General features: G+C 49.6%; 4 protein-coding genes. All 4 read left to right on the top strand.

The features are described 5' to 3' along the window. A partial coding sequence (locus AZ66_RS32190; RefSeq protein WP_197081780.1) for a hypothetical protein occupies positions 1-316 on the top strand: 316 nt, incomplete at its 5' end. Positions 317-359: 43 nt separating this feature from the next. Continuing rightward, positions 360-3,323: an extracellular solute-binding protein gene (locus tag AZ66_RS26900; RefSeq protein ID WP_082061757.1), complete on the top strand. Its 2,964-nt coding sequence runs from the start codon at positions 360-362 to the stop codon at positions 3,321-3,323. A 66-nt stretch (positions 3,324-3,389) separates the two neighbouring features. Next, entirely contained in the window at positions 3,390-4,289 is a 900-nt protein-coding gene (locus AZ66_RS26895) for a carbohydrate ABC transporter permease (protein ID WP_156160100.1), read from the top strand. Position 4,290: 1 nt separating this feature from the next. Next, positions 4,291-4,949: carbohydrate ABC transporter permease (locus AZ66_RS26890; RefSeq protein ID WP_044357690.1), on the top strand; the 659-nt coding region annotated here is incomplete at its 3' end.

The following is a 4,949-nucleotide window of genomic DNA, read 5'->3' as shown; positions in this document are numbered from 1 at the left end:
GTTCATGCCGGCTAACGTGAAGAAGGCCAAAGAGAAGGCACAAATCTTTGAAGACATGGTACCGTGGGATCAATTAGAAGAATTCCGGATGGAGGGCTTCGAGAGTTCGCTGCAAAGCCCAGAGGATGTGGAGATTGCTCAGGAGCTGGCAGAGAAGGTTCAACCACTCTATTACGATAATATCGGCGACCTCGGCAAGAAATACACCGAAGCTGTTCTAGCTTTTGTCAAAGGAAAGGATACACCGGAATCCGCTATTGAGAAGATAAAGAAATCGTCCCAAGAGCAGATAGATACCATAATGAACAAAAAATAGTTGTGCGGTTATTCATCCCCCGCTGCCTCACAGCGGGGATTTTATGTTGGTAGCGTTAGAAGGTTGGAGAGAGAAAGGAGAGACCGTCGTGGGCAAGCATATGGACTCAACTTGGAAGCGGCGAATCAGCATGATGCTGGGAGTCGTAGTTGCCGTAGGAGTCATTTGGACAGGAGCAACCCTGTTCTCGAATGACTCGCAGAGCTCAACAATTGAACCAGCGTTAGCAAGCGGTGCAGTTAAGCCGCTTAGTGCTTCTTTGGACTCCAATCCGAAAGGACTGCCTCGTTATGAGTCGTACCAGAAGAAAGTGGGAAATCCATCTGCAATCGCATCGCAGCCGATTGAACTCCTAGCGAGCGCATTGGATCATTCGCTAAGCGAGGGAAGTCCTATAGAGTCGTCGTACAAGGGGTCAACAGGACAAGTGATTCGCAGTGGGGAGATGGGGACGTTCGGCTGGACGTTTCATGTGGAGGAAGATGGATGGTACGATGTGAAGCTTCGTTATTTTCCTGTGAGTGGAACAGGATCTCCAATCGAGAGAGAACTGCGGGTGGATGGCAATATTCCATTTGCAGAAGCGGAACGGATGCTGTATCCGCGGATTTGGGGCAATGAGAGAGAGGACATTGAACGTGACAGCAACGATAACGATATTAGGCCGCGTCAGGTCGAACAGCCTGGTTGGACGGAACGAAGCTTGAATGACGCAGAGGGATACTATGCCGACACACTTGCCATTTATTTGGCGAAGGGGGAGCATTCGCTTCAATTTACCGGAATAAGAGAACCCATGATGGTAGAGCGCGTGACATTGGAACCGCGTGCAGCCAAGTCATATGCAGACATAGAGAAGGAGTATGCAGAGAAAGGCTATCAACAGGCAGACAATGCACTGATTAAAGTACAAGGAGAGTCGGCTAATCATAAGTCAAGCCCATCGCTATATCCGATTAACGATCGCTCTGGCCCGGATGTGGAGCCCTATGATGCATCCCGCATTCGCATGAATGCCATTGGAGGCGATCATTGGAAGGCCCCCGGGCAATGGATCGCATGGAATGTAGAGGTGCCCGCGGATGGTCTATATGAGATTGGATTCAAATACAAACAGGATTTAGCTCGTGGCCTTAAGGTGACACGTAAGCTGATGGTTGATGGTGAGCTTCCATTTGCCGAAGCGGCTAAGATTACGTTTCCACCGAGTACTTCATGGGATGTGAAGGCAGCTGCTGATGAGCGCACGGGGAAGCCCTATTTATTCTATCTGGCGAAAGGACAGCATGAGCTGCGGCTGGAAGTAACGATGGGCGATCTCGCAGATATGGTTCGCATCGTGAAGGACAGCATTCAAGAGCTGAACGGATTGTATCGCAAAATCATTATGATTACGGGCACTGTTCCAGATCAATTTCGCGATTACCCGCTTGAGGATTTAATCCCGACGATGGCGGATACGTTTCTAGCGCAGAGCAAGCAATTGTCGCTTGTTGCAGATGAGATGGATCGTCTAGCAGGGGGAGCTAGTGTAAATGCAACAGTGCTTCGAACGACAAGCTATCGCTTGCAGGATCTCGGTGAGCATCCAGACACGATTACATCCCGGCTGACCAGCTTCAAGGATGGCATCATGTCGCTAGGAACGTGGATGCTTAGTGTGAACACGCAGCCGCTAACGCTTGATTATCTGTTTGTAAGCTCGCCGAAGACGGCATTGCCTGAAGCGGGAGCGGGATTGTGGGCATCCGTGAAGCATGAATTATCGTCATTCTGGTATTCCTTCACCGATGATTACAATCTGGGAGGCGGCAGGAAGAAGACGGACATTACGGTATGGGTAGCTGGCGGCCGCGATCAGGCACAGTTGATCCGAACCTTAATCGACAGTTATTTCACGCCGGAGACCGGCATTCAAGTAGACCTGCAGCTAGTCGGGGAGAATGTACTGCTTCCTGCAACGCTTGCGGGCAAAGGGCCGGATGTGGCGATTGCAACTGGCAACGTGATTGACTTCGCGATGCGCAATGCGCTAGAGGATTTGAGCAAATATCCGAATTTCCAAGAGGTATATGGGCGATTCCATGACAGTGCATTTGCGAGCTTCAAGTTCAAGGACGGTGTATTTGCCATTCCTGAAACGCAGTTGTTCCCGATGCTGTTCTATCGCAAGGATGTACTTAGCGAGCTGGGTATGAAGGTGCCGGATACTTGGGAAGAAATGATGTCGCTCGTGCCGGAGCTGCAGAAGCGAAATATGCAAATCGGGCTAATGCCAAATCCGACCTTCGATACACTCCTCTATCAATTGGGCGGAAGCTATTACGAAGGTGATGGCGTTGCAACTGCGATTGGCAAGCCGGAAGGAATGGAGGCATTCCGTCACTGGACAGAGCTGTATACCCATTACAAGCTGCCGCGCGAATTCGAGTTTGTGAATCGCTTCCGAACGGGCGAGATACCGCTTGGCATTGCAGACTATACAACATTCAATACCTTAGCTGTATTTGCTCCCGAGATTCGTGGGGAATGGGGGTTCGCTCCAATTCCGGGTGTTAAGGGAACAGACGGCGTTGTACATCGGGAAAGTCTGTCGTCAGCAACGGGCTCTGTCATGTTCAAGAAGGCCAAGAATAAAGAAGCGGCTTGGAAGTTCATGAGTTGGTGGACGAATGCGGATACGCAATCATCCTTCGGAAGAGAGATGGAGTCTATACTCGGCGAATCTGGCCGATATACGGCAGCTAATGTTGAGGCGTTGAAGCGGCTGCCATGGTCTGCGAAGGAAGTGGCGACACTAAATGAGCAGTGGAAATGGATTGTTGGAAAGCCTGCGGTTCCGGGTTCCTATTCCTTCGATCGTCACTTGCAGAATGCATTCTTCGAGGTATTCAATAACGGAACGGATGTACGTGAGACGCTAGAAGAATATGTACGCATTATTAATCAGGAATTGACTATAAAGCGCAAAGAATTCAATTTGCCAATACGAGAGGGGGAGCAATAGCCGATGGGAGTGAATCGACCTGTTCCAGCATCTGCGAAGTCGGTGCAGCCTGCCTCTAAGCTTCGAATGCGCCTGAATCATAAATTGGCCGAAGTGCGGCGCAATCGAACATTATATGCAATGATCGCGCCGTATTTCCTCATTTTCTTTACTTTTACGGTCTTGCCGGTAGTGTTGTCGCTCATTATTAGCTTTACCAATTTCAACATGCTGGAACTTCCGAAATGGGTAGGCTGGCAAAACTATGCTCGGTTGTTCGTACAGGATGATGTGTTCCTCATTGCCCTGAAAAATACGCTGATGTTCGCAGTAATCACCGGCCCAATCAGTTATATTGCCTGTTTTGTACTAGCTTGGATCATCAATGAATTGTCGCCGAAGGTGCGTACATTCGCGACTCTCGTATTCTATGCTCCAGCGCTATCCGGCAATGCGTTCATCGTCTGGACACTGTTGTTCAGCGGTGATGCTTACGGGTATATCAACGCTTTTCTCATGAAGTGGCGTGTCATTCTAGAGCCGATTCTCTGGCTGAAAGATACGAAGTATATTATGCCGATCATTATTATCGTACAGCTATGGTTAAGCTTAGGTACCAGCTTCCTTGCCTTCATTGCGGGCTTGCAGGGTATGGATAAGAGCCTATATGAAGCAGGGGCTATCGATGGGGTGAAGAATCGATGGCAAGAGCTATGGTACATTACACTGCCTTCCATGAGACCCCAGCTGCTGTTCGGTGCAGTTATCCAGATTACCTCATCATTCGCTGTGGCAGAAGTGGCGACGACGCTCGCCGGATTCCCAAGCGTGCAGTATGCAGGGCATACGATCGTAACTCACTTAATGGACTTCGGATCGCTGCGCTATGAGATGGGCTATGCCTCCTCCATTGCCACGGTACTGTTCGGGATTATGCTTGGCTCGAACTTGATTGTGCAGAAGCTGCTGCGGAAGGTGGGGGATTAGGATGGGACGTACATTTCGATGGAAACTGCGCATCGGACGGAAGGTGAATCGTTCTCGTGCCGGTGATGTGTTTCTGTTCTTATTCTTGAGCTGTATCGGTGTTTTTATGGCGATGCCGCTTGTATTCGTCATCAATAATGCGTTCAAGCCAATCAATGAAATTTTACAATTTCCACCCAACTTCTTTGTTCGCAACCCTACGTTCAATAACTTCGCGGATCTATTTCATCTCATGTCGGGCACATGGGTGCCCTTTTCCAGATACATTTTCAATACGCTGTTCATCGCATTTGTCGGTACTGCTCTTCATGTCATTATTGCCTCACTGGCGGCATACCCGCTTGCGAAGAAGAAGTTCCCCGGGAAGGGGATTCTGTTCACGGTTGTCGTCTTGTCCTTGATGTTCTCTGCGACCGTTACGCAAATTACGAACTATATGACGATGTCATGGCTTGGTTTGGTTGATACGTATTGGGCCATTATTTTGCCGGCGGTTGGCTCCTCTCTTGGCTTGTACTTAATGAAGCAGTTCATGGAGCAGGTGCCGGATGCGCTGCTGGAAGCAGCTCAGCTGGACGGGTGCTCGGAGTGGAGAATCTTCTGGAGCATTGTCATGCCAATCGTGAAGCCGGCATGGCTGACCTTGATCATTTTCTCCTT

It is taken from the genome of Paenibacillus sp. E194, from assembly GCF_000935845.1.
Taxonomy (GTDB): Bacteria; Bacillota; Bacilli; order Paenibacillales; family Paenibacillaceae; genus Paenibacillus_B; species Paenibacillus_B alvei_B.
The sequence above is the reverse complement of the archived record's forward strand: the minus strand, read 5'-3'. Positions and strand labels throughout refer to the sequence as shown.